The organism is Rheinheimera baltica, assembly GCF_030731985.1.
Taxonomy (GTDB): Bacteria; Pseudomonadota; Gammaproteobacteria; order Enterobacterales; family Alteromonadaceae; genus Alishewanella; species Alishewanella baltica.
The window spans coordinates 1-20,433 of sequence record NZ_JAPJDY010000006.1 but is presented as its reverse complement, the minus strand read 5'-3'; the positions used below and the strand labels follow the sequence as shown (position 1 = coordinate 20,433).

15 protein-coding genes are annotated in these 20,433 nt (G+C 45.1%); 6 read left to right on the top strand and 9 right to left on the bottom strand.

The window, feature by feature from the left end:
* Positions 1-25: 25 nt before the first annotated feature.
* Positions 26-1,432, top strand: a complete 1,407-nt coding sequence (locus tag ORJ00_RS11090; RefSeq protein WP_306139871.1) for an MFS transporter — start codon at positions 26-28, stop codon at positions 1,430-1,432.
* Positions 1,433-1,450: 18 nt separating this feature from the next.
* Here ORJ00_RS11090 and ORJ00_RS11085 read toward each other — a convergent pair whose 3' ends face one another.
* Both ORJ00_RS11085 and ORJ00_RS11080 read right to left on the bottom strand, forming a co-directional pair.
* Positions 1,451-2,920, bottom strand: a complete 1,470-nt coding sequence (locus ORJ00_RS11085; protein WP_306139870.1) for a hypothetical protein — start codon at positions 2,918-2,920, stop codon at positions 1,451-1,453.
* A gap of 80 nt (positions 2,921-3,000) precedes the next feature.
* On the bottom strand, positions 3,001-3,996 hold the full coding sequence (locus tag ORJ00_RS11080; RefSeq protein ID WP_306126630.1) for an NAD(P)H-quinone oxidoreductase: 996 nt from the start codon (positions 3,994-3,996) through the stop codon (positions 3,001-3,003).
* A gap of 132 nt (positions 3,997-4,128) precedes the next feature.
* Between ORJ00_RS11080 and ORJ00_RS11075 the strand changes: the two genes are divergently transcribed.
* Together ORJ00_RS11075 and ORJ00_RS11070 are read left to right on the top strand one after the other, a co-directional pair.
* Positions 4,129-5,343, top strand: a complete 1,215-nt coding sequence (locus tag ORJ00_RS11075; RefSeq protein WP_051219982.1) for a class I SAM-dependent rRNA methyltransferase — start codon at positions 4,129-4,131, stop codon at positions 5,341-5,343.
* Positions 5,344-5,427: 84 nt separating this feature from the next.
* The gene (locus tag ORJ00_RS11070) at positions 5,428-5,997 is read left to right on the top strand and encodes a YceI family protein (RefSeq protein ID WP_306126629.1); all 570 of its coding nucleotides are present in this window, start codon (positions 5,428-5,430) and stop codon (positions 5,995-5,997) included.
* A 67-nt stretch (positions 5,998-6,064) separates the two neighbouring features.
* Here ORJ00_RS11070 and ORJ00_RS11065 read toward each other — a convergent pair whose 3' ends face one another.
* The 4 genes from ORJ00_RS11065 to ORJ00_RS11050 all read right to left on the bottom strand — a co-directional run bounded on the left by ORJ00_RS11065 (position 6,065) and on the right by ORJ00_RS11050 (position 11,920).
* Positions 6,065-6,364 carry a PilZ domain-containing protein gene (locus ORJ00_RS11065; RefSeq protein WP_027672458.1) on the bottom strand — a complete coding sequence of 100 codons (300 nt, stop codon included), beginning with the start codon at positions 6,362-6,364 and terminating at the stop codon, positions 6,065-6,067.
* A 103-nt stretch (positions 6,365-6,467) separates the two neighbouring features.
* Positions 6,468-10,385 carry an ATP-dependent RNA helicase HrpA gene (hrpA, locus tag ORJ00_RS11060; protein ID WP_370304644.1) on the bottom strand — a complete coding sequence of 1,306 codons (3,918 nt, stop codon included), beginning with the start codon at positions 10,383-10,385 and terminating at the stop codon, positions 6,468-6,470.
* Positions 10,386-10,422: 37 nt separating this feature from the next.
* On the bottom strand, positions 10,423-10,842 hold the full coding sequence (locus ORJ00_RS11055; RefSeq protein ID WP_027672460.1) for a CBS domain-containing protein: 420 nt from the start codon (positions 10,840-10,842) through the stop codon (positions 10,423-10,425).
* A 76-nt stretch (positions 10,843-10,918) separates the two neighbouring features.
* Positions 10,919-11,920, bottom strand: a complete 1,002-nt coding sequence (locus tag ORJ00_RS11050; protein WP_027672461.1) for an isoaspartyl peptidase/L-asparaginase family protein — start codon at positions 11,918-11,920, stop codon at positions 10,919-10,921.
* Between the two features lie 156 nt (positions 11,921-12,076).
* On the opposite strand from ORJ00_RS11050, the gene ORJ00_RS11045 reads away from it, so the two are divergent.
* Positions 12,077-13,252 carry a tetratricopeptide repeat protein gene (locus tag ORJ00_RS11045; RefSeq protein WP_306139867.1) on the top strand — a complete coding sequence of 392 codons (1,176 nt, stop codon included), beginning with the start codon at positions 12,077-12,079 and terminating at the stop codon, positions 13,250-13,252.
* A gap of 3 nt (positions 13,253-13,255) precedes the next feature.
* On the opposite strand, the gene ORJ00_RS11040 is transcribed toward ORJ00_RS11045, so the two are convergent.
* Genes ORJ00_RS11040 through ORJ00_RS11030 form a run of 3 tightly spaced genes read right to left on the bottom strand, consistent with a single transcriptional unit; the run spans position 13,256 to position 17,693 of the window.
* Complete coding sequence (locus ORJ00_RS11040) at positions 13,256-14,275, bottom strand: malonyl CoA-ACP transacylase (RefSeq protein WP_306139866.1); 1,020 nt, start codon at positions 14,273-14,275, stop codon at positions 13,256-13,258.
* The gene (locus ORJ00_RS11035; RefSeq protein ID WP_306139865.1) at positions 14,272-16,482 is read right to left on the bottom strand and encodes a dehydrogenase E1 component subunit alpha/beta; all 2,211 of its coding nucleotides are present in this window, start codon (positions 16,480-16,482) and stop codon (positions 14,272-14,274) included. Before ORJ00_RS11035 ends, ORJ00_RS11040 begins: the two co-directional genes overlap by 4 nt.
* Positions 16,483-16,511: 29 nt before the next feature.
* Positions 16,512-17,693, bottom strand: coding sequence for an acyl-CoA dehydrogenase (locus ORJ00_RS11030; protein ID WP_306139864.1), 1,182 nt, complete (start codon positions 17,691-17,693; stop codon positions 16,512-16,514).
* Positions 17,694-17,801: 108 nt separating this feature from the next.
* Here ORJ00_RS11030 and ORJ00_RS11025 point away from each other — a divergent pair, with 108 nt between their 5' ends.
* Complete coding sequence (locus ORJ00_RS11025) at positions 17,802-18,647, top strand: LysR family transcriptional regulator (RefSeq protein WP_306139863.1); 846 nt, start codon at positions 17,802-17,804, stop codon at positions 18,645-18,647.
* Between the two features lie 83 nt (positions 18,648-18,730).
* Complete coding sequence (gene sbcB / locus ORJ00_RS11020) at positions 18,731-20,167, top strand: exodeoxyribonuclease I (RefSeq protein WP_306139862.1); 1,437 nt, start codon at positions 18,731-18,733, stop codon at positions 20,165-20,167.
* Positions 20,168-20,433 lie beyond the last annotated feature (266 nt).

Here is a 20,433-nt window from a genome sequence, read left to right as displayed (position 1 = left end):
GCCTGTCTTTTATCGAAGGCAAAGGATGAGCACAAAAAGCCCCTATCGCAGTTTTAGCGCGCTATTTCTAACAACCCTGTTAATGCTGGTGGCACAAGGCTCGCTATCCACTTATTTGGGTCTATCCCTAGCCCAACAAAACGTCGATTCTATTTGGATTGGCGCACTGATGTCCTGTTACTACCTCGGACTAGTGCTGGGTTCTAAACTTGGCCATAAAGTCATTGCTCAGGTAGGTCATATCCGCGCTTTTGTTGCCAGTGCGGCAATAGTCAGCGCCTGCGCCATGACACATGTGCTGACTAACCAACTGGAAATATGGCTATTAATGCGTATCATCGTTGGTATGGGCATGATGTGCCAATACATGGTGCTAGAAAGCTGGCTAAACGAGCAAACTGAAAGCTCACAGCGCGGTACCGTATTTGCCTTTTACATGATAACGTCTTATTTGGGTATGATTGGCGGCCAGTTAATGTTAAGCCAATTCCCAGAGCTGGGCATCTCGCCGTTACTGATAATTAGTATGTGTTATTCGTTGTGTATTGTGCCTATCGCTTTGACTAAACGGATACATCCCGCGCCACTTCAACCTGCACCGCTAAAAATTTTGGCGTTTTGGAGGCAAGTACCCCAATCACTGACTGCCGTTACCGTAGCAGGCATGATGGCGGGTTCGTTTTACGGTTTGGCGCCAGCGTATGCTGCCAGCAAAGGCATGGAAACTGAACAGGTAACCCTGTTTATGTCGATGACCATTCTGGCTGGACTATTAGCACAGTGGCCAATGGGTAAAATTTCAGATCGGATCCCACGTAGTCGTATACTGCGATTTAATGCTGCGGCGCTTACCATTTTGACATTACTAATTGCACTGCTACCACTAACGGGTATCGCATTACTGTTAGCAACATTTTGCTATGGCATACTGGCATTTACGCTTTATCCCATCGCGTCGGCGTTTGCCAATCAAAATGTAGAGCAAAACGATCGCGTAGCATTATCTGCGACGATTTTACTAACATTCGGCTTAGGGGCTTGTTTTGGCCCCTTACTGGCATCTACATTAATGCAATTTATCGGCCCAGCCATGCTGTATGCGTTTATAAGCTGTTGCGCATTCACCCTGTTTTTAAGGTTGCTAAGAGTTAACTATACCCAGAAGCAGGTAAAACGCATGCTGGACCAGCAGCAAAATGCTCAATTCAAAATGGGCTCAGGTGATTTAGTATCATCTCCGTTGGCAGCCGCACTGGATCCCCGCGTTGATGAAGATACCGTTATGACCCAAATGCATGATGAAGACTTTATCGCTGCTCGCCGACAAGTACCGGCAGGCTATGACGAAGATATTGAACAAGAAGTAGCTGATGATAGTTTTGACGCCTTAGTAATATCAGAGTCAGAGTCAGCCAACCAGAGCAATAATTAACGCCGCCATACTTGGGCGTTAATTATTGTTCATAATAACTTTATTCCATAGGTTTTGATTTTTGACAAAGGAAAAGTATTCGTCTGGATGCCAGCATTTGGGTACCAAAGGCATTTTTTTACGTTCTTCGAAATTAGAGACTAGCTGGCTAAGTATCTCCAATAATCGGTCTTCACTGATTCTTTCTAACTTTTTTCTCGCCTGCGGGTAATACAAGTTATTCTCTACACCAATTATGCAACCTTGAGCTGACACGTTATACGTTAAATTACGGGTAACCATTCGGCAAATTGGCTGGCGAATATCTGCCGGATAAAGACCGGTTACAATCGCATATTCATAGCGGTCTAAATCTTGTCTATCTGAGTCTTTTGGTATGTAGGTTATGCCAAAACCTTGCGGAAACACGCCGGTAATGGCAACTAATGCATCTACGGCGACCTTGCTGTATACCCCTTTTTCTACCCCTTTCTCTAAAACAAGCACGACTTTGGGTAAGGTTTCGTATGCAAAACTCGCCTTGGTAGATAGCACTACCGAGGTATAGATCTGCGGAATTTTAAGCAAATTGCCAATTCCGTGATCGGGTTTAACGGCATTTTTAAGTAGCGACAAGACAAATTGTTGTCGATCATTTTCAAGCTTTACAAACTGATCTCGTTCTTCTCTGGAATTACCGCCGTACTTATCAAGTCCAAGTCCATAAGTAACGTATTTTAAACACTCACGATACGATATCTGCAGTAGTGCCATTCGTTCATCATTTTCCAGCACCCTAAACTCATCGGCACTACCATCAGGACCATGCAGTATAGCGAGCGCGTCAGGATGACAACTACCAATATCCTGCAAGAGCGCTGCCATCAAAAGAGGGATCTGCACATCATCCCGAAACGGATGATACTCACCTACCAATAGTTTTTTTCCGTTACTATCAGCTATTCGCTGCAAGATATAGGCGTTGTTCAGTTCACCATCAGCAATAAGTTTATCTAATAACCGTAAAGACAAAATGGCTTTGTACAAATGTTTACTTTTTTGATTACTTAGCGCTATCTGTTTACCTTCAGTGGGCGAGAGTAACTGAATAGAGCCAAGCAATTTTGCGCTGAGAATATTTGTTTCTTCAACAGACTCGCCTTGGCACAACTTCAGAATATCGTGGCATAGCACCTTTAATGCCGCTATACGGCAATACGCTTCTTCAGTACGAGCCTGCTGAAAAGACTGCATCTCAGCCTGTGCTTGTTGCAGGTTACGTTCAACTAAGGCTAAATCACGTTTTCCAACTTGTTGTTGACGGTTCTCAAACAAGAACACCTGCTGTTCTAACTCAAGTTTATCAGCTTGCTGATCAACAACCTGCTGAAAATACAGCGTGGCCCGCTCATAAATTGAATCAGCAACAACGGTATTGTCTTTAATACGGCTAATAAGCGAAGATACTAATTTGCTGTATGTCGATTTCCCAATGGCGCCTAAAGTCATTCAGCTAAGGTATCCCAATAAAGTTTTAATTACTCTGAAGCTAAAATCGCCGCTATCTGAGATTGTTTTACAACTAGAAATCAAAATGTTAGCACAAGCTTACCTGCAGTAGCATTTGCTGTCATCAATTGATGAGCTTGTTCTACCTGCTGCCAGTTAAAATCTTGCTGCAGTAAAGGTTGAATTGTACGCTGAGCCAATTGCTGCGCAAATGTATGATTAAATGCCTGTACTAAATTCGCTTTATACCTGTTACTGCGGTTACGCAGCGTTGAGCATATAAGTTGGCCACGACGTTTAAAAAGTGGCGTTAAATCCAGCGCGGGCAGCTCCCTTCCACCCATCATTGCGTAGATAATAATTTTACCGTCCATCGCCAACAATGGCATTTCACGGTTTATATACTCTCCAGCGACGGGATCTAAAATAATATTTAGACCATTAGCCCACTTAGAAGCTAATACTTGTTCAAACGCTGTGGTTTTATAATTTATCAATACCTCAGCACCTAAGGCTTTGCACACGACCAACTTATCATCATTGCTAGCCGTTGCCGCAACGTGCGCGCCAAGAGCAGTTGCCAACTGAATAGCTGCAGTGCCTACCCCACTAGCACCGGCATGAATAAGTACCCGGTGGCCAGCTTTAACATTACCAATACTGCACAGTAATTGAAATGCGGTTAAAAACACTTCGGCAGTTGCTGCGGCCTCAGACATGCTATAACCCACTGGCACCGTCATAGCATGGTTTGCCTGAATAACAGCATACTCAGCATAGCCACCGCCTGGAACCAAACCAAACACCGCTTTGCCCAGCCAGCTTTTATGTTGCGGTCCAGTTGCAACAACAATACCAGCTACCTCTAAGCCTAAAACGTCACTTTCACCTTCAGGCGGCGGATAAAGCCCGCGCCGCTGCATTAAATCAGCCCGATTAACGCCTGCGGCGGCAACCTTAACCAACAACTGTTCTGCACTAGGTTGCGGAACCGGGCGCTGTTCAAAAGCTAAGCTGCTGTCTTTACCTGGATTAACAACAGTGATTGCTTGCATTGTGGATGGAATAGTAGCCAAAAGTGACTCCTTTTGTATTTCTATTGACCAGCATGATATAAGTTAGCGTCGCTTTACTAAAAATTCTGCTTTAGCTTTACCCTGCGCTTCTCTACAATGCGCCATTTAGTCTAGCACAGCGTATGAACTGCCATGAAAAAGCCTGCGAACACGTCATCATTGCCTCGTTTAACATTACAGGAAACCCGAGAAAAGTCATTAAAACGGCTTCATCCATGGGTTTTTTCCAAAGCAGTGAAAGCTGTTACAAATGAACCGGGCTGCGGTGCCACTGTTGAGATTGTTAGCAGTAAAGGTGAATGGTTAGCCTACGCCTCCTATTCAGCATCGTCGCAAATTCGTGCTCGAGTATGGAGCTTTAACCAAGATGAACAGATTGATGCGGCATTCTTTGAGCGGCGAATTGCGCGTGCTTGGCAGTTACGCACCGAACTGTTTAACTTGGAGCAAACCACAGGCTTACGGGTTGTAGCCGCCGAATCAGACGGCCTGCCCGGTATTACCATTGATAAGTATGATACGGTATTAGTGTGTCAATTGTTGTCTGCAGGCGCAGACTTTTGGCGTGATAGTATTGTAAAAGCGCTTATCGAATTATTTCCTGGCCACAGTATTTATGAGCGGTCTGACGTTGATGTTCGCAAAAAAGAAGGCCTAAAACCAGTAACTGGTTGGTTACACCTGCCTAGAGACTCCGGCGAAGTTATTATCAAAGAACACGGTATGGCGTTAATGGTAGATATTGTACAGGGCCATAAAACGGGTTTTTATCTGGACCAGCGTGCTAGCCGCGCAGCTGCAAAGCGCTATGCTCAAGGCAAAACCGTATTAAACTGTTTTAGCTATACTGGCACCTTTGGGGTAGCAGCGTTGCAAGGAGGGGCGGTCTCCGTTACCAATGCTGATTTATCAGAGCTTGCATTAAATACCGCATTAAAAAACGCAGAGTTAAATAAACTCGATCTGACTAAATTAAACAATGTGAAATTTGATGTCTTTAAGCTGCTACGCCAATATCGCGAGCAAGGCACGCAATTTGATATTGTTATTCTTGACCCACCTAAATTTGCAGAAAGTAAAGCACAGCTGATGGGGGCATGTCGCGGTTACAAGGATATTAATATGGTTGCCATGCAAATTGTTAAACCTGGCGGCTTATTACTAACCTTCTCGTGTTCTGGTTTAATGGAAGATGGACTGTTTCAAAAAATTGTTGCTGATGCCGCAATTGACGCCAAACGTGATTGCCTGTTTATCGAAAAGTTGAGTCAAGATAGCGATCACCCAATCGCCAGCTTCTATCCGGAAGGTAGCTACCTTAAAGGATTGGTCTGTAAAATTTACTAAGACGACAATGTTAAGCCGTTTTACATAGAGCTTGCCCACGTTTTACGTTAAGCTAAACTGGTCTGACAATTAAAGGAGAAAGTAATGAAATTAGCAGCATTCGTTTTGGCATTGAGTACATTCTCTGTATCAGCGGCCAATTGGCAACTTGATAGTAGTCAATCTAGCTTGCATTTTATCTCTGTTAAAAACGAATTAGTGGCTGAGTCTCATCAATTCAGTCAATTAAGCGGTAAATGGGACGGTGAAAACGCATCAGTTAGTATCCCAGTAAGCAGTATGCAAACTAATATTCCGATCCGCAACGAACGTATTTGGCAATATGTACTGCAGGCTGAAAAGTACAATAGTATTGATGTAAAGGCACCACTAAAAAGCGACAGCATCGCCATGTTGACAGTGAATAACTCTGTATTGGTGGATTTACCGCTGACAGTCACTATTGCCGGTGAAAGCGCCACGTTGTCTGCAAAACTGCGTATTACCAAGCTGAGTGATAGCGTATTACAGGCCAGCACAGAAACACCGCTAATGATGAACATAAACAGCTTTAAGTTAGGTGCTGGTGTGGCTAAGTTGCAGGAACTGGCTGGATTGAAACGAATTGAACCACTGGTTCCGGTTAGCTTTAATGTGCGCTTTGCGCAACAATGAAAAACCAATGACGATGTAAGTGTCATAAATAAAAAAGCAGCTTAAGGCTGCTTTTTTATTGTCTGAATCAGTTTAGTGCCATAAACGCCAGGCCGAGCTGATACACTTCTTCACTTTCCTGACTACAGCGTATCACTTTGGCACTAGCATCCAGCGGAGGAATACTGGCATTGGCTGAATCAAGTCGTACCCGAAGCAAGGTGCCCATTTCTAATGGTTCATCTACATCCACAGACATGCCTGACGCACTCAAGTCACGGCATATTCCATCAACGGTACGCCCCGTTTCAGGATCATTAATCAACAATTGCACTTCGGCATTAACCATCATCCTGAAATAATGCCGGTTATCTCCTTTTGTCAGCATAACGTCTCCCCTTGCTACATCAGCGTTAAGTTATAGAACTTTACATTAGTACTTTAAAACGCAAATAGATATCGCTCCACACTAGAACAAAGTTCACCGATACTCAACCTTTAATCTCGTTTACCGCATTTAGAATGCGTTTTACTGAAATAGGGTACGGCGTTCCCAACTGCTGTGCATGCAGCGACACCTTCAACTCCTCTAGCATCCAATAAATGGCCTTTACCTGTTCAGGAAGCACTGTTGCGCCAGCAAACTTACCCAACAATTTATGGTAAGCGTCGGACGCTTTTTGATATTCGTGCATCAATAACCGGTCACGCTGAGGGTCAACGGGTAATTTCTCTAGTCGCTTATACATGGCTTGCAGATATCGCAATACATCATCGAGGCGGTTTGCCCCATGTGTGCTGACAAACCCTTTAAAAATAAGCTCACTAAGTTGTTGCTTTATATCGCCCTGTGATTGGATATGCGCAAGATCTACTTTGCCCTTCAAACGTTTTTGAATGTCATGGCACAAGGTTAAAATCTGTTCTACCTTTAACGCCGTCGTAACCACGACATCGCCAAGCTCAGCACGAACCGTTTCACGCAGCGCAGCAAACTCAATACTATTTTGTGGCATCGCCGTTTTAGCAACCAACGCATCAACACCTGCTGCAATGCAATCATCTATAAGCTCTAGCACACGGCCAAATGGATTAAAGTACAGCCCCAGTTTGGCTTTATTCGGTAAGGACTCTTGCAGGTATTTCACTGGAGATGGAATATTCAACAATAGTAAGCGACGCATGCCCAACTTACTGCTATCAAGTGCTTGTTGCGGATTGTCTAACAACTTTATTGCTACAGAATCGCGTTCATCCACCAAGGCAGGAAAAGCTTTTATTTCATAACCTGCCTGCATTTTAACGTACTCTCGCGGTAACTGACCGAAACTCCATTCAGTAAGTTTATCCTGCTCTATGCCCTGCTCTGCAACCTGGCTTAAACTTTGTTGAACTTCCCCTTGTAAGCCTTGTTTTAACACACTAAGTGAACGACTTTGCTGTATGGTTTTACCACTATCATCAACCACTTTAAAATTCATTTTTAAGTGCGTTGCAATACTGGTTAAATCCCAGGCATCCTCAGGAATTACAATGCCTGACATTCGCTTAAGCCGATTTGCGAGGGCGTCTAACAGCTTGCCATCCTCTGGGGATATACTCTGCATTAGTGCATCGGCATAATTGGGTGCAGGCACAAAGTTACGGCGGTATTGCTTTGGTAACGACTTGATAAGTGCAACCAATAACTCATGCCGCAGTGCAGGTATTAACCAGTCAAATCCGTAGTCTTCAATTTGGTTTAGCAAAGCCAATGGCACGACAACACTGACACCATCATCCACTTCGCCAGGGGCAAAATGGTACTCAAGTGGTAAGGTTAAATTACCCTGGCGCCAGGTTTCCGGAAATTTGTCAGCCGTAATATCACTGGCATCACGATTTAACAGGCTGTTGGGATCGAAATTAAGATATTGCGCATCTTCAGCACGTTTTTTCTTCCACCATTTCGCAAAGTCGATGCGGTTATTCGCCCATTGCGGTACACGTTCAGCATAGAATGCAGCTAAACTGGCTTCATCAACCAGAATGTCACGCCGACGAGATTTGTCTTCCAGCGCAGTAACGTTATCAATTAATTGCTGATTGTGTTGTAAAAAAGTCTCGTTGCTACCCAGTTCCTGATTCACAAGCGCGTCACGAATAAACAGATTATGACTCACTGCGGGATCTAGCTTGCTAAATAACACGGCGCGTTTGGGCACGATAACCAAACCGTATAAACTGACTTGCTCGTAAGCAATAACAGCCCCCCGTTTTTTCTCCCAATGTGGCTCACTATAATTTCGGTTTACTAAATGCTGAGCTAGTGGCTCTATCCATTCTGGCTCTATTTTAGCCAACGTTCGGGCATATAGTTTGCTGGTTTCTACCCACTCTGCAGCGGCAACCCACTTAGGTTTGCGTTTAAATAAATGGCTGCCAGGAAACACAAAAAACCGTGTCTGGCGAGGGCCAAGGTAATCAGATTCTGTGTCTTTAAAGCCAATTTGGCCAAGCAAACCGCTTAAAATAGCTTGATGCACCGGCATATAACTGGCGGGCTGAGTGTTTAACTTGTAGCCCTGTTCCTGCATGAGTTGGGTTAATTGGCCAGTTAGATCCTGCCACTCTCGCACCCGCAAATAATTTAAAAACTCTTGCCGGCAAAGACGTCTAAATTGATTATTACTCAGGGCCTCTTGCTGTTCCTGCAAGTAGTACCAAAGCTTTAACCAGCTGGCGAAATCGGAATCAGGATCAGCAAAACGTGCATGACTTAGATCGGCTTTTTGCTGCTTATCTAATGGTCGCTCCCGGGGATCTTGAATAGACAGTGCCGCACCTAATACCAGTAACTCATTCAGGGCGCCGTTATCGGCACCCGCAAGCACCATACGGGCTAATCGCGGATCTATTGGTAACCGTGCAAGCTTTTTACCAAGTTCTGTTAGCCTTAAGCCTTTATTACTGCCTTGTAACTCTATAGCGCCAAGTTCTTCCAGTAATTTAATACCATCATTAATAAAACGACTATCTGGCTTTTGTAAAAAAGGAAAAGCGGCTATATCGCCAAGCCCCAGCGCCAGCATTTGCATAATAACTGAGGCAAGATTAGTGCGCAGTATCTCCGGATCGGTAAACTCGGCACGCCCGTTAAAGTCTTCCTCGCTGTATAAGCGAATACAGATCCCCGCGGCTACGCGTCCACATCGCCCCTTGCGCTGATTCGCACTGGCCTGGCTTATCGCTTCAATTGGCAACTGTTGTACCTTTGAACGATAACTATAACGCGATAAACGTGCCGTCCCGGGGTCTATTACGTAACGAATGCCGGGCACGGTTAATGAGGTTTCGGCTACATTTGTGGCTAATACAATGCGTCTACCACTATGACTTTGAAATATTCGATTTTGCTCCGCTGAGCTCAATCTGGCGTACAGTGGCAATACTTCTGTGTGCGGTAACTTTAATTTATCCAGAGCATCGGCGGTATCACGAATTTCGCGCTCACCGTTAAGAAAAATTAAGATGTCGCCCCGCGGCTCGCGGTAAAGCTCGTCTACCGCATCAAAAATACCCTGTAGTTGGTCTGCATCTTTGTCGTCTTGCTCACTGACTGGCCGGTAACGGGTCTCTACCGGGAAAGTACGGCCTGACACTTCAATAACAGGTGCATTGAAAAAATGTTTGGAGAAGCGCTGCGGGTCAATAGTTGCTGAGGTAATGATCAGCTTTAAATCTGGCCGTTTTGGCAGCAATTGCTTTAAATAGCCTAACAGAAAGTCAATATTCAGACTTCGCTCGTGCGCTTCATCAATAATTAGCGTGTCGTATTGGTTTAAAAACCGGTCTTGCTGAATTTCTGCCAGCAAGATGCCGTCGGTCATCAACTTTACAAAGGTGTTGTCGCTGGTGTGATCGCCAAAGCGGATTTTATAGCCCACCTTGTTACCCACCTGACATTTTAACTCTTCAGCTATACGATCACAGACGCTGCGCGCTGCCAGTCGACGTGGTTGGGTGTGACCTATCATGCCAGCCACGCCACGACCAAGTTCCAGGCAAATTTTCGGAATTTGCGTGGTTTTACCCGAACCGGTTTCACCCGCGATGATCACCACCTGATTAGCAGCAATAGCGGCTTTAATATCGTCCTTTTTCTCAGAAACCGGCAGCTGAGGTGGGTATGTTACAGTGGGCAAAGCTTTAGCACGAGCGGACCGCAATGCTTCTGATCGCGCAGTGTCAGCTGCAATACGTTGCAATTGCAACGTCTTTTTTTCTTCAGACAGCGTCTTACAGTTTTGCAAACGCCGGCGCAGACGAAACTGGTCTTTTAACAGACAAAGGGAAAGACGAGAGTACAGATCAGATATAGAGATAACAGCTTCAGACAAAACAACGCCCTCATTAACAGAGGGCGACATGCTACCAAGAGCAGCAGGTAAAAATCCAGCGCTAACGCTATCCTACCTTACCATAATGCGAATGTAGCTCTTTATCGATGGCTGCCAACACATCAGACCGTGTAATAATACCAAGTAGATAACCATCATCATCAACTACCGGATATAATTTAGGCTTAGCTTTAAGCATTATTTGCGCCAAATCGATAATCCCATCGTAATCTTTAACGGTTAGCACTGCAGTATTCATCACGTCGGCTACCTTTGCCGATTGCTGATCGTGATACGTTGACATCAGCATCCGTTGCAAGCAATCTTGTTCAGAAATAAAGCCAATGATTTTCTTATGGTTATCGACAACAGGCCCACCGGTTTGACGGCCTTTAATCAGACGATCAACGGCCATTTCTACCGGCATATCTGCGGTAAACGTAACCGGATAACGGTGCATATAATCTGCCACTTTGAGTAAATCCATGCTTCCCCCTGCACAATTATTCCGAGCATCAGGCTCTGATTAAGGTTAGCCGAATTTACTGAGTTTGCTGGTTAAATTACTCCTTAGCGGCAAAAATTTCACTATGCATTTCACCGCCTTCAGTTTTCATTGCCCGGTACATACCTTGGGTATTAAACGCCCAGCTGAGCTCACCTTTTTTATCTACAACAATGACACCGCCATCACCACCAACACTTTTTAATTCTGCCAGTACTTCTTGCGCCGCTTTTGCCGCAGACTTGTTCTGATATTTCGCTCTGGCGCATATCTCACTGGCCACTTGATAGCGAATGAAAAACTCACCGTGACCGGTTGCTGATACGGCACAGCTATGATTATCAGCAAAATTACCGGCACCAATTACCGGTGCATCGCCAATACGGCCATATCGTTTTGCCGTCATACCACCGGTGGATGTTGCAGCAGCAAGGTTGCCATTGCGGTCAATCGCTACTGCCCCTACGGTACCCATTTTCCAGGCTGGGTCAAAAGTGGCATTCGCCTGATGAGGCAATGATACTAACGCTTGCTTCGCACGTTTAAGTGATTCATAGCGAAATTCAGTATCAAAATAGCTATTTTCAACTAACTCAAGCTTTTGCTCTTGTGCAAATTGCTCAGCTCCCATACCAGACAGCATAACGTGCACTGACTTTTCCATCACTGCTCGGGCTAACAATATGGGGTTTTTTACATTAGTTACACCTGCAACAGCCCCTGCACTTCGATCCAGGCCATACATAATGGATGCATCCAATTCGTGCTTTTCATCAAACGTGTATACCGCGCCTTTTCCAGCGTTAAATAATGGCGAGTCTTCAAGTATCGTCACAGCTGCGGTTACCGCATCCAAACTCGATCCACCGCGAGCTAACACGTCATAGCCCTGATTAACGGCATGTCCCAACATAGCGTGATAAGCTTGCTCTTGTTCAGCCGTCATCATGTCGCGACTAATGGTGCCCGCACCACCATGTATAACAATACCAATGGGAGTTTTTGCATTTGCAACAAGAGAAAATGTAACGAGTAGAGCCAAAAGTAATAACGTTTTCATAGTGGATTCCTGTGCCTGTGTACGGTTATTTTTACTTTATCCATCACTAAATAACAACCAGTCATCCTTTAGTCGCACTGATACTTGCGAAAAACGTCTAAACTCTTTTGATGGTACTGCAATCTGCAAGTATGTTTTAGGAATAAGAATATAGCTATGTATAAAGTGACCATAATTATGTTGTTCCTTGGCTGTTTTGGCTGCCAAAGTACACGGTTGCCACATCTGCAATCGTCAACGTCTGATTTATGGCTATCTGAAGAGCATTTTAGTGGCGACGTTTTCGCAATAACGTCACCAGATGACATCTTTGCCCTATCTGAACAGACTAAACAGCAGCTTCGATATATTACGGGAAGCAAAAGTCTAATGCCTGAACGTACTAAGGCGGTTATGCACTATATTTTAAAGCTTGCCGACAGTGAACTAGTTTATCAACACTCAGCAACTACTACAGCACAACAAACAATTCAAAACGGCAACGCAAATTGTTTGAGTCTAGCTATTCTCACATACAGTATTGCGCGGGAACTCGGCCTACAGGCTGTGTTTCAGGATGTAAATATTCCGGAGTATTGGACGAGTCAGAATGACACAACGTGGCTAAATGGTCATGTTAACCTTCGAATTAAGCAAAGCTTGATTGCGGATACAGCGTCGTCAGCAATATCCTTTGGCTCGGATATCATTGTAGATTTTGACCCTTATGTGTTGAAAAAACAGTTCCCGAGCAAAACTGTCAGCAAGCAGCGTATTATTGCCATGTTTTACAATAACAAAGCCGCCGAGGCTTTTGCGGATAATAATATTGCCCAAGCCTATCGCTACTATCAGGCGTCAGCCGACGCCGATGCAGAATTTGCGGTAACTTGGTCAAATTTGGCAGTTTTGTATCGACAAACAGGACATTATGCCAAGGCAGAGCTTGCCTATAACTATAGTTTGCAGCTTGATCCTGAGTCTCTCAATACCCTTGCTAATATAGCTTTTCTCTATCAACACATCGGTGACACTAAAAAAGCGAAATTGCTACAGCATCAAGTAGCAATGAAAAGACAAAATAACCCTTATTACTATGTAATGTTGGGAAATGAAACGCTACAAGCCAAATTATACGACAACGCAAAAACGTACTACCGGCATGCCATCAAGCTCAACAATAAAACACATGAAGCGTATTTTGGGCTGGCTGTTGTGTATCTTGAGCTTAATCAAAAAGAAGAAGCAGCTTATTATTTAGGGCGGGCAAAACGAAATACGTTATCTGAAAACGAACAAAAACGTTATCAGTCTAAACTGGATGTCTTGAACCAAGTCGCCAGACATTATTAGTGGTTAGGTAACGACGCCCCGTTGTTCTGATATTCCTAAACTAAGCACCAAAGGTTCTGGACTTTGTTGAACAGCCACGAAATCTTGTTTTGTTTTCAACCCCTGCCAATTAATCTGAATAAGACTTTGCGCCACCGCCCCCCCCAAACTGCCACCAGGACCCAGCAAAATAATATGCTCAGGTGCAAATTCCTTAACCGCCACTTGCAGTGCTTTACTGAAGTCATAGGTCTGGCACACTTGCTGCTTTAACGTATAGCGCTGCAGCAAAGTTAAATCGCTGCCATAAGGTGTCCAGACGTGACCACAACCATCGATCAAGGGTACTTGAGGTTGGTTAAATCGTGCTGCGGGCCACAGTGACAAAGCTCTATCTGACGCCATTTGCATTAACTCGGTATGAAAAGCGGCATGTCCTTGCAGCAAAAGCGGAAAACGCTCATCACAAGGCGGCAATGCCAACATGGCATCTTTTACCGCACGTTCGCTACCCGCGATAACGGCATAGCCACCGTAGACAATTGACATAAACAACTCGCCATTATGTTTAAGCAATTGCTGCTGAACCAAAGCCGCTCGCTCAGCATCTGGCTGCCAATGATCATTAATCACCGGATAAATAAACTGCGCGCCTGCTTCACCTGCCGTTAGCTGTGCCATATCGGAAACTAACTGCATACCACTTTGTGGCGTTATTACCCCTGCGCAGCTAAGTGCGGTATACCAACCCATTGAGTTCCCTGTTACCGCAACCACATCAAAACGTTCTTGGTTAATACTTTGAAAGTCGGCAAAACCAGCTGCAAAAATTAACCCCGCAGCATTTTCTGCATTTAAATGCGATGTTCGGCTGAATATGGCTTGGCTATCTAAATAAGATATTGTTGCTAAACCTGAAGCTTCTCTAACCGCATCAAATTGCGCTATCAACGCTTTGTCGTTAAAGTTTTTAGCAATGTAACCCAGCTCAGCCTTATTATATGTTCCGCGCCCCGGACAGACCACCAATGCTGTTTTCTTCATAACATCACCTGCTCAGACTGAATCGAAAGCATTGCAAGTGCCTTTTGAACAATTTGCAGTTTAGACGGCAACACCGCATAGGCAGCTGCGCCTAAAGGAATAAAACTATCCTCTGCACATAAACGCTGTACCATAAAATGTCCTGGCTTAGCTTCATGCAAAGCCGTAAACAATTCTTCGCTAAGTGAACCACGACGACGGCACTCATCGACAATAAGTACGTTTTTGCAACCGTGTAAGGCATTCACAATCTTATCAATATGCAGCGGCACCAAGGTCCTTAAATCCAGCACTCGAAGACGATAGCCTGTAAGCGTTAACTCCTGCTCAGCCTGACGACTTAAAAAATAGCCGTTGCCATAGCTAATAATGGCCAGATCTTCACCATCACCGTAAACTGCAGGTTCACCAAAATCTGGTAAAGGTGTATCAGGAGATGGATAATCGCACAACCACATGCCATCACCAGCAGTGACTAAATCACGGGTCATATACAGTGCAATCGGTTCAAGAAAAATAACCAGCCGCTTTTGCTGATGTGCAAGTTGCACGGCTTGACGTAACAATAACGCGGCATCATACCCGTTAGATGGACACAGTAAAATTAGACCAGGAATATCACGAAACACAGCAAAAGAGTTATCATTGTGAAAATGCCCACCAAAGCCACGCTGATAAGCTAATCCTGCAATACGAATCACCATCGCATTATGATATTGACCGTTAGAGAAAAACGGTAAGGTTGCAGCTTCGCCACGAATTTGATCTTCCGCATTATGGACATAAGCCAGAAACTGAATTTCCGGTATCGAAACAAAACCCTGCTGCGAAAGACCAATCGCCATGCCAAGAATACTTTGTTCATCAAGCAAGGTGTTGATCACACGGTTGCTACCAAAAGCATGGACTAAGTGCTGCGTCACACCGTAAACACCGCCTTTCTTACCGACATCTTCGCCGAAAACCACGGTATTGCAATATTGCGACAAGACATCATGCAGCGCCCAGTTTAACAATTTCGCCAGGTGTTGTTTTTTACCCATGTTGTGCTGATCAAAAGCAAATAATTGCTTGCGCGATTCGACATCGGGTAGTTCAGGCAATGGTTGCATTGGTCGCTGCGGTGCTATTGATGCCATGACTTGAGCCGCAGTATTAAGCTTAGGCTGGTTACTGGCAACCTCTGAAACACGGGCAATTTGGGCTACAACAGCATTAAGCTGTGCTAACAACTGTTCGGCAGTTACATCCCCAGTCGCTAATAATGCGGCGGTGCTGCTAAGTAACGGGTCAAGCTCTAACTCAGCCTCAATTTGTGCTTTAGTGCGATAAGCAGCTTCTGCATCAGCACCGGCATGGCCGAATAGTCGTACCGTTGATAAATGCAGTACAGCCGGTTTACGCTTACTTCGAACGTAATCAGCGGCACGGCGCGCAACATGATAACTTTGTGCCAAATCCCGGCTATCAGCGGCAAAGTACTTTAAAGCAGGCCTGTCTGCCAGGTCTTGCTCTATCCAACCGCTTGGCGTAGGAGTAGAAATACCAAGCCCATTGTCTTCGCAAACAAACAGTATTGGCACCGGTACCTGTTGATAGGCAGCCCAGCAAGCTGAATTAATTGCACCCTGCGCCGTAGAGTGGTTGGCAGAGGCATCACCAAAGCTACACATCACTATGGCATCATGTGGCCATTGGCCGTTTAGCCCTAAACGCTTACTTAAATCTATCGCAAACGCCGCGCCAACGGCTTTGGGTAGCTGCGAGGCAATAGTACTTGTTTGCGGTGGAATATTTAACGCGAGACTGCCCAGCACCTTATGACGACCGCCGGAAATTGGGTCATCGCTGCTGGCACAGAATGACAGCATCATGTCATACAATGGCGTACTGCCCGGCAATTGTTTACTGCGTTCGATAAAGAAAGCGCCACTACGATAGTGTAAAAAAGCAGGGTCAGTAACACGCAATGCCGCGGCTACAGCGGCATTGCCTTCGTGGCCAGCACTACCAATGGTATAGAAACTCTGACCTTTAGCTTGTAATAAACGCGATTGCAAATCGAGTAACCTGCTACAGAGTTGGCTATGCCACAGCTGATGCAACGTAGCAAAGTCGATATTATGGCTGCTGCTGTGCGACGGCAACTTTCCACTTTTCAAGCGTTCACGGTATTCAATTACCCAGGGATGCACGATGTCTGACATTAGGCTTACTCCGTTGAAAACAAACTCGCTTAAACGCCGCTAAAAGCCTGCAAACCAGTTTGTGCCCGACCTAATATTAGTGCATGCACATCGTGAGTACCTTCGTAAGTGTTTACCGCCTCAAGGTTCATTACATGACGAATGACATGGTATTCATCAGCAATACCGTTGCCACCGTGCATATCACGTGCTACCCGGGCAATATCTAATGCCTTGCCACATGAGTTTCGTTTTATTAAAGAAATGGTTTCAGGGGCCAACACGTTTTGGTCCATCAGCCTGCCAGCTTGTAAACACGCCAATAAGCCGATGCTAATTTCGGTTTGCATATCAGCCAGTTTTTTCTGAATGAGTTGGTTGGCAGCCAAAGGGCGGCCGAACTGATGCCTATCTAGCGTATATTGCCGAGCGGCATGCCAACAAAACTCAGCCGCGCCTAGTGCGCCCCACGCGATGCCATATCGGGCTTTGTTTAAACAACCAAAGGGGCCTTTTAAGCCACTTACGTTAGGCAGCAGCGCATCATCGGAGACCTCAACGTTATCCATGACTATTTCACCGGTAATAGAGGCTCGCAGAGAAAATTTGCCTTCAATTTTGGGTGCCGATAACCCTTTCATACCCTTTTCTAGCACAAAACCGCGAATATCACCGTCTAATTTAGCCCACACCACAAACACATTGGCAATCGGTGAATTAGTGATCCACATCTTACTGCCATTTAGCACATAACCGCCGTCGACCTTTTTCGCCGTTGTGCGCATGCCCGCAGGATCAGAGCCTGCATCCGGTTCAGTTAAACCGAAACAGCCTACCCACTCACCACTGGCTAATTTCGGCAAATACTTCATGCGCTGCGCCTCAGTGCCATATTCATATATGGGATGCATAACTAATGAAGATTGCACGCTCATTGCACTGCGATAACCACTGTCTACCCGCTCAACTTCTCGCGCAACCAAGCCATAGCATACGTAGTTCACATCAGAGCAACCGTACTTTTCAGGCAAAGTTGCGCCAAGCAATCCCAACTCACCAAGTTCAGTCATAATTTCGCGGTGAAAATGCTCTTCACGGTTTGCCATAAGTACACGTGGCATCAATTTATCCTGACAATACTGATGAGCACTGTCGCGTATCATCCGCTCTTCTTCTGTAAGCATGCTGCTGAAAGCAAACGGGTCCTGCCAATCAAAATGTGCACGTGACATAGCTAATTCCTCAATAAAACCAGCGAAATATAATTATTATGGCCAGATTAGCCTGCTTTAATGTAGAGTTAAAATATAATAATTCTGTATCAGGTATAGTTTTAACCTATGGACATTCGTCAGTTAACATACTTTGTTGCCGTGTATGAACATGGCAGCATTAGTTCAGCTGCCAGACAGTGTTGCGTAGCGCAACCGTCTCTGTCTTCTGCACTACGACAGTTAGAACAAGAGCTTGAGGTCACGCTATTTATCCGACTACCAAAAGGTGTTACGCCCACTGAGGATGGTGAAAAGTTATACGGCCACGCTGGCCGTATACTGAATCAGTTACAATCATTAAAAGCATCATTCAACGAACCTGTCGCCAGAATACGATTCCGCCTGGGTTTGATAAAAGCACTAGGTGTAGAACGCATGAGTCATTTATTAAGAGAATTCAGCACCAGTGTACCTGGGCTGGAGCTGCATTTGGTTGAGCCGGATGAGATATGTGAGGCGCGAATTATTACAAGACAGTTATTAAAAGCAGGGGAGGCTTTTCAGCCTATCTGGCAGGACAACTACTTGCTTGCCCTGCCCCCGGGTTCTGCGTTGATATTGCAGGACAATATCGCTTTAACTGATTTTGAAAATTTGCCACTTATACAACGCTCGCCATGTGATGCCTGGAACACGTTATACCCTGAGCTAGTACGGCGCGGCATCAAACCTGATTTGCGCGCAAACATACAAACCATTGAATATGCTTTAGGACTTGTATCAGCTGGCGTTGGTTGTGCAGTGGTACCCGATTTTGACAACATGAGACAGCGAAATGACATTCTGATTAGACCCATTAATGAACTAAAACTAGAGCGTACTATTGGACTCGCTTACCCGAAAAATACCCATTCAGAACCACTGACAATGCTGAGGCAGTACTGCCAATATGCCAGTAGCAGGCAACACTAGTTTGGTAAAATTCATGTATCAGTATCACGCTAAATGCTAGACTTAGAATATATTTTCAATTAATTAAGACTGGATAAGCTATTGTGACAACAACACAAAGCAGTTTTTATTTCCACGACTATGAAACCTGGGGCGCAGATCCCAAACGCGACCGCCCAGCGCAATTTGCCGGTATTCGTACCGACTTTGACCTTAATATTATCGGCGAGCCGGATGTCTGGTATTGCCAGTTAGCCAATGATTATCTGCCGCACCCGCAAGCAGCACTGATCACCGGTTTAACACCACAGCTGTGCAACAAAAAAGGCCTGAGCGAAACTGACTTTATGCAGCGAATTTTGCAGCAATTCAGCACGCCCAACAGCTGTGTGCTGGGCTACAACAACCTGCGCTTTGACGATGAAGTTACCCGCTATAGCTTGTACCGCAATTTTTATGAACCTTATGGCCGCGAATGGCAAAACGGTAACAGCCGCTGGGACTTAATTGACATGGTGCGCGCCTGCTATGCCTTGCGTCCTGAAGGCATCAACTGGCCACTGCGTGAAGATGGCAGCCCGATATTTAAACTGGAAGAACTTACCAAGGCTAATGGCCTGGCGCATGAAAACGCCCACGATGCCTTATCTGATGTCTACGCCACCATTGCCATGGCAAAACTAATTAAAGAAAAGCAACCTAAGCTGTTTAGTTACTTGTTTGAACTGCGTAAAAAAGCCAAAGTGGCTGAGCTGATTGACGTTGCTGGTATGACACCGCTGGTGCATGTGTCGTCAAAGTTTCCTGCTACGCAGGGCTGCGTTAGCTGGATAGTGCCGCTGGCATTTCACCCTACCAATAAAAATTCGATAATTTGCTATAACTTACAAGCTGATCCGACGCCACTGCTGCAAAACGATATCGGCACGTTACAGCAAAAGCTGTACACCAAAACCGCCGATTTAGCCGATGGAGAACAGCGCTTGGGTTTAAAGCTGATCCATTTAAATAAATGCCCGGTGCTGGCACCGGCAAAAACATTGAGCGAAGAGCGGGCGGCAGAATTTGGTATAGACCGTACACAATGCCTTAAGCACCTTGAGTTTTTGCGGCATCACCGTGATACGCAAGCTAAAGCCATAGACCTTTATCAGCAGTTGAATGAATTTCCGGCCGAGACAAACCCGGATTATCAGCTGTATAATGGCTTTATCAATGACGGTGATAAACAAAGAATGCAACAACTGCATCTGCTCACGCCGGAGCTGCTGGCCGTAAATGCCCCGGTATTTAGTGACGAGCGCTTAAACAGCCTGCTGTTTTTGTACCGTGCCCGTAACTACCCGCACAGCCTCAACGACAACGAGCAGCAAAAGTGGCAACGCTACCGCACTGATAAGCTGATGCATGGACTGGATAAACCCAACCTAACGATGGAAGAATTTAGTCTTGCGCTGGAAAACTTAGCGCACGATCATGCAAACGACGAGCAAAAAATGAATATTCTAAAATCACTATATCTTTATGTTCAAAGTCTATAATAAGTTTGACTATAGCGGGATTTGATATTGAAGCCTTATACACGGCAACTTGCATCGTAATTAATAACTTAACATTAAAGAATAAGCCCGCAATGCGGGCTTTTTTGTATTCAAGGACTCATCCTAAGGTGCTTTATAAAGGTTTTTAAGCGATATAAGAACCCCGTTGAACATATAATCACCAAATTGTAGGCATAAAAAAACCCCGCTCGATGAGCGGGGCTTAGTATTAGGAGCCTGGCGGTGAACTACTCTCGCATAGCGAA

Bases quoted from the DNA above. Each gene is read 5' to 3' on its own strand.
- ORJ00_RS11045 (WP_306139867.1), top strand. From the start codon at position 12,077: ATGTATAAAGTGACCATAATTATGTTGTTCCTTGGCTGTTTTGGCTGC.
- ORJ00_RS11065 (WP_027672458.1), bottom strand. From the start codon at position 6,364: ATGCTGACAAAAGGAGATAACCGGCATTATTTCAGGATGATGGTTAAT.
- ORJ00_RS11070 (WP_306126629.1), top strand. From the start codon at position 5,428: ATGAAATTAGCAGCATTCGTTTTGGCATTGAGTACATTCTCTGTATCA.
- ORJ00_RS11050 (WP_027672461.1), bottom strand. From the start codon at position 11,920: ATGAAAACGTTATTACTTTTGGCTCTACTCGTTACATTTTCTCTTGTT.
- ORJ00_RS11090 (WP_306139871.1), top strand. From the start codon at position 26: ATGAGCACAAAAAGCCCCTATCGCAGTTTTAGCGCGCTATTTCTAACA.
- ORJ00_RS11040 (WP_306139866.1), bottom strand. From the start codon at position 14,275: ATGAAGAAAACAGCATTGGTGGTCTGTCCGGGGCGCGGAACATATAAT.
- ORJ00_RS11030 (WP_306139864.1), bottom strand. From the start codon at position 17,693: ATGTCACGTGCACATTTTGATTGGCAGGACCCGTTTGCTTTCAGCAGC.
- ORJ00_RS11025 (WP_306139863.1), top strand. From the start codon at position 17,802: ATGGACATTCGTCAGTTAACATACTTTGTTGCCGTGTATGAACATGGC.
- ORJ00_RS11055 (WP_027672460.1), bottom strand. From the start codon at position 10,842: ATGGATTTACTCAAAGTGGCAGATTATATGCACCGTTATCCGGTTACG.
- hrpA (WP_370304644.1), bottom strand. From the start codon at position 10,385: ATGTCGCCCTCTGTTAATGAGGGCGTTGTTTTGTCTGAAGCTGTTATC.
- ORJ00_RS11085 (WP_306139870.1), bottom strand. From the start codon at position 2,920: ATGACTTTAGGCGCCATTGGGAAATCGACATACAGCAAATTAGTATCT.
- ORJ00_RS11035 (WP_306139865.1), bottom strand. From the start codon at position 16,482: ATGTCAGACATCGTGCATCCCTGGGTAATTGAATACCGTGAACGCTTG.
- ORJ00_RS11075 (WP_051219982.1), top strand. From the start codon at position 4,129: ATGAAAAAGCCTGCGAACACGTCATCATTGCCTCGTTTAACATTACAG.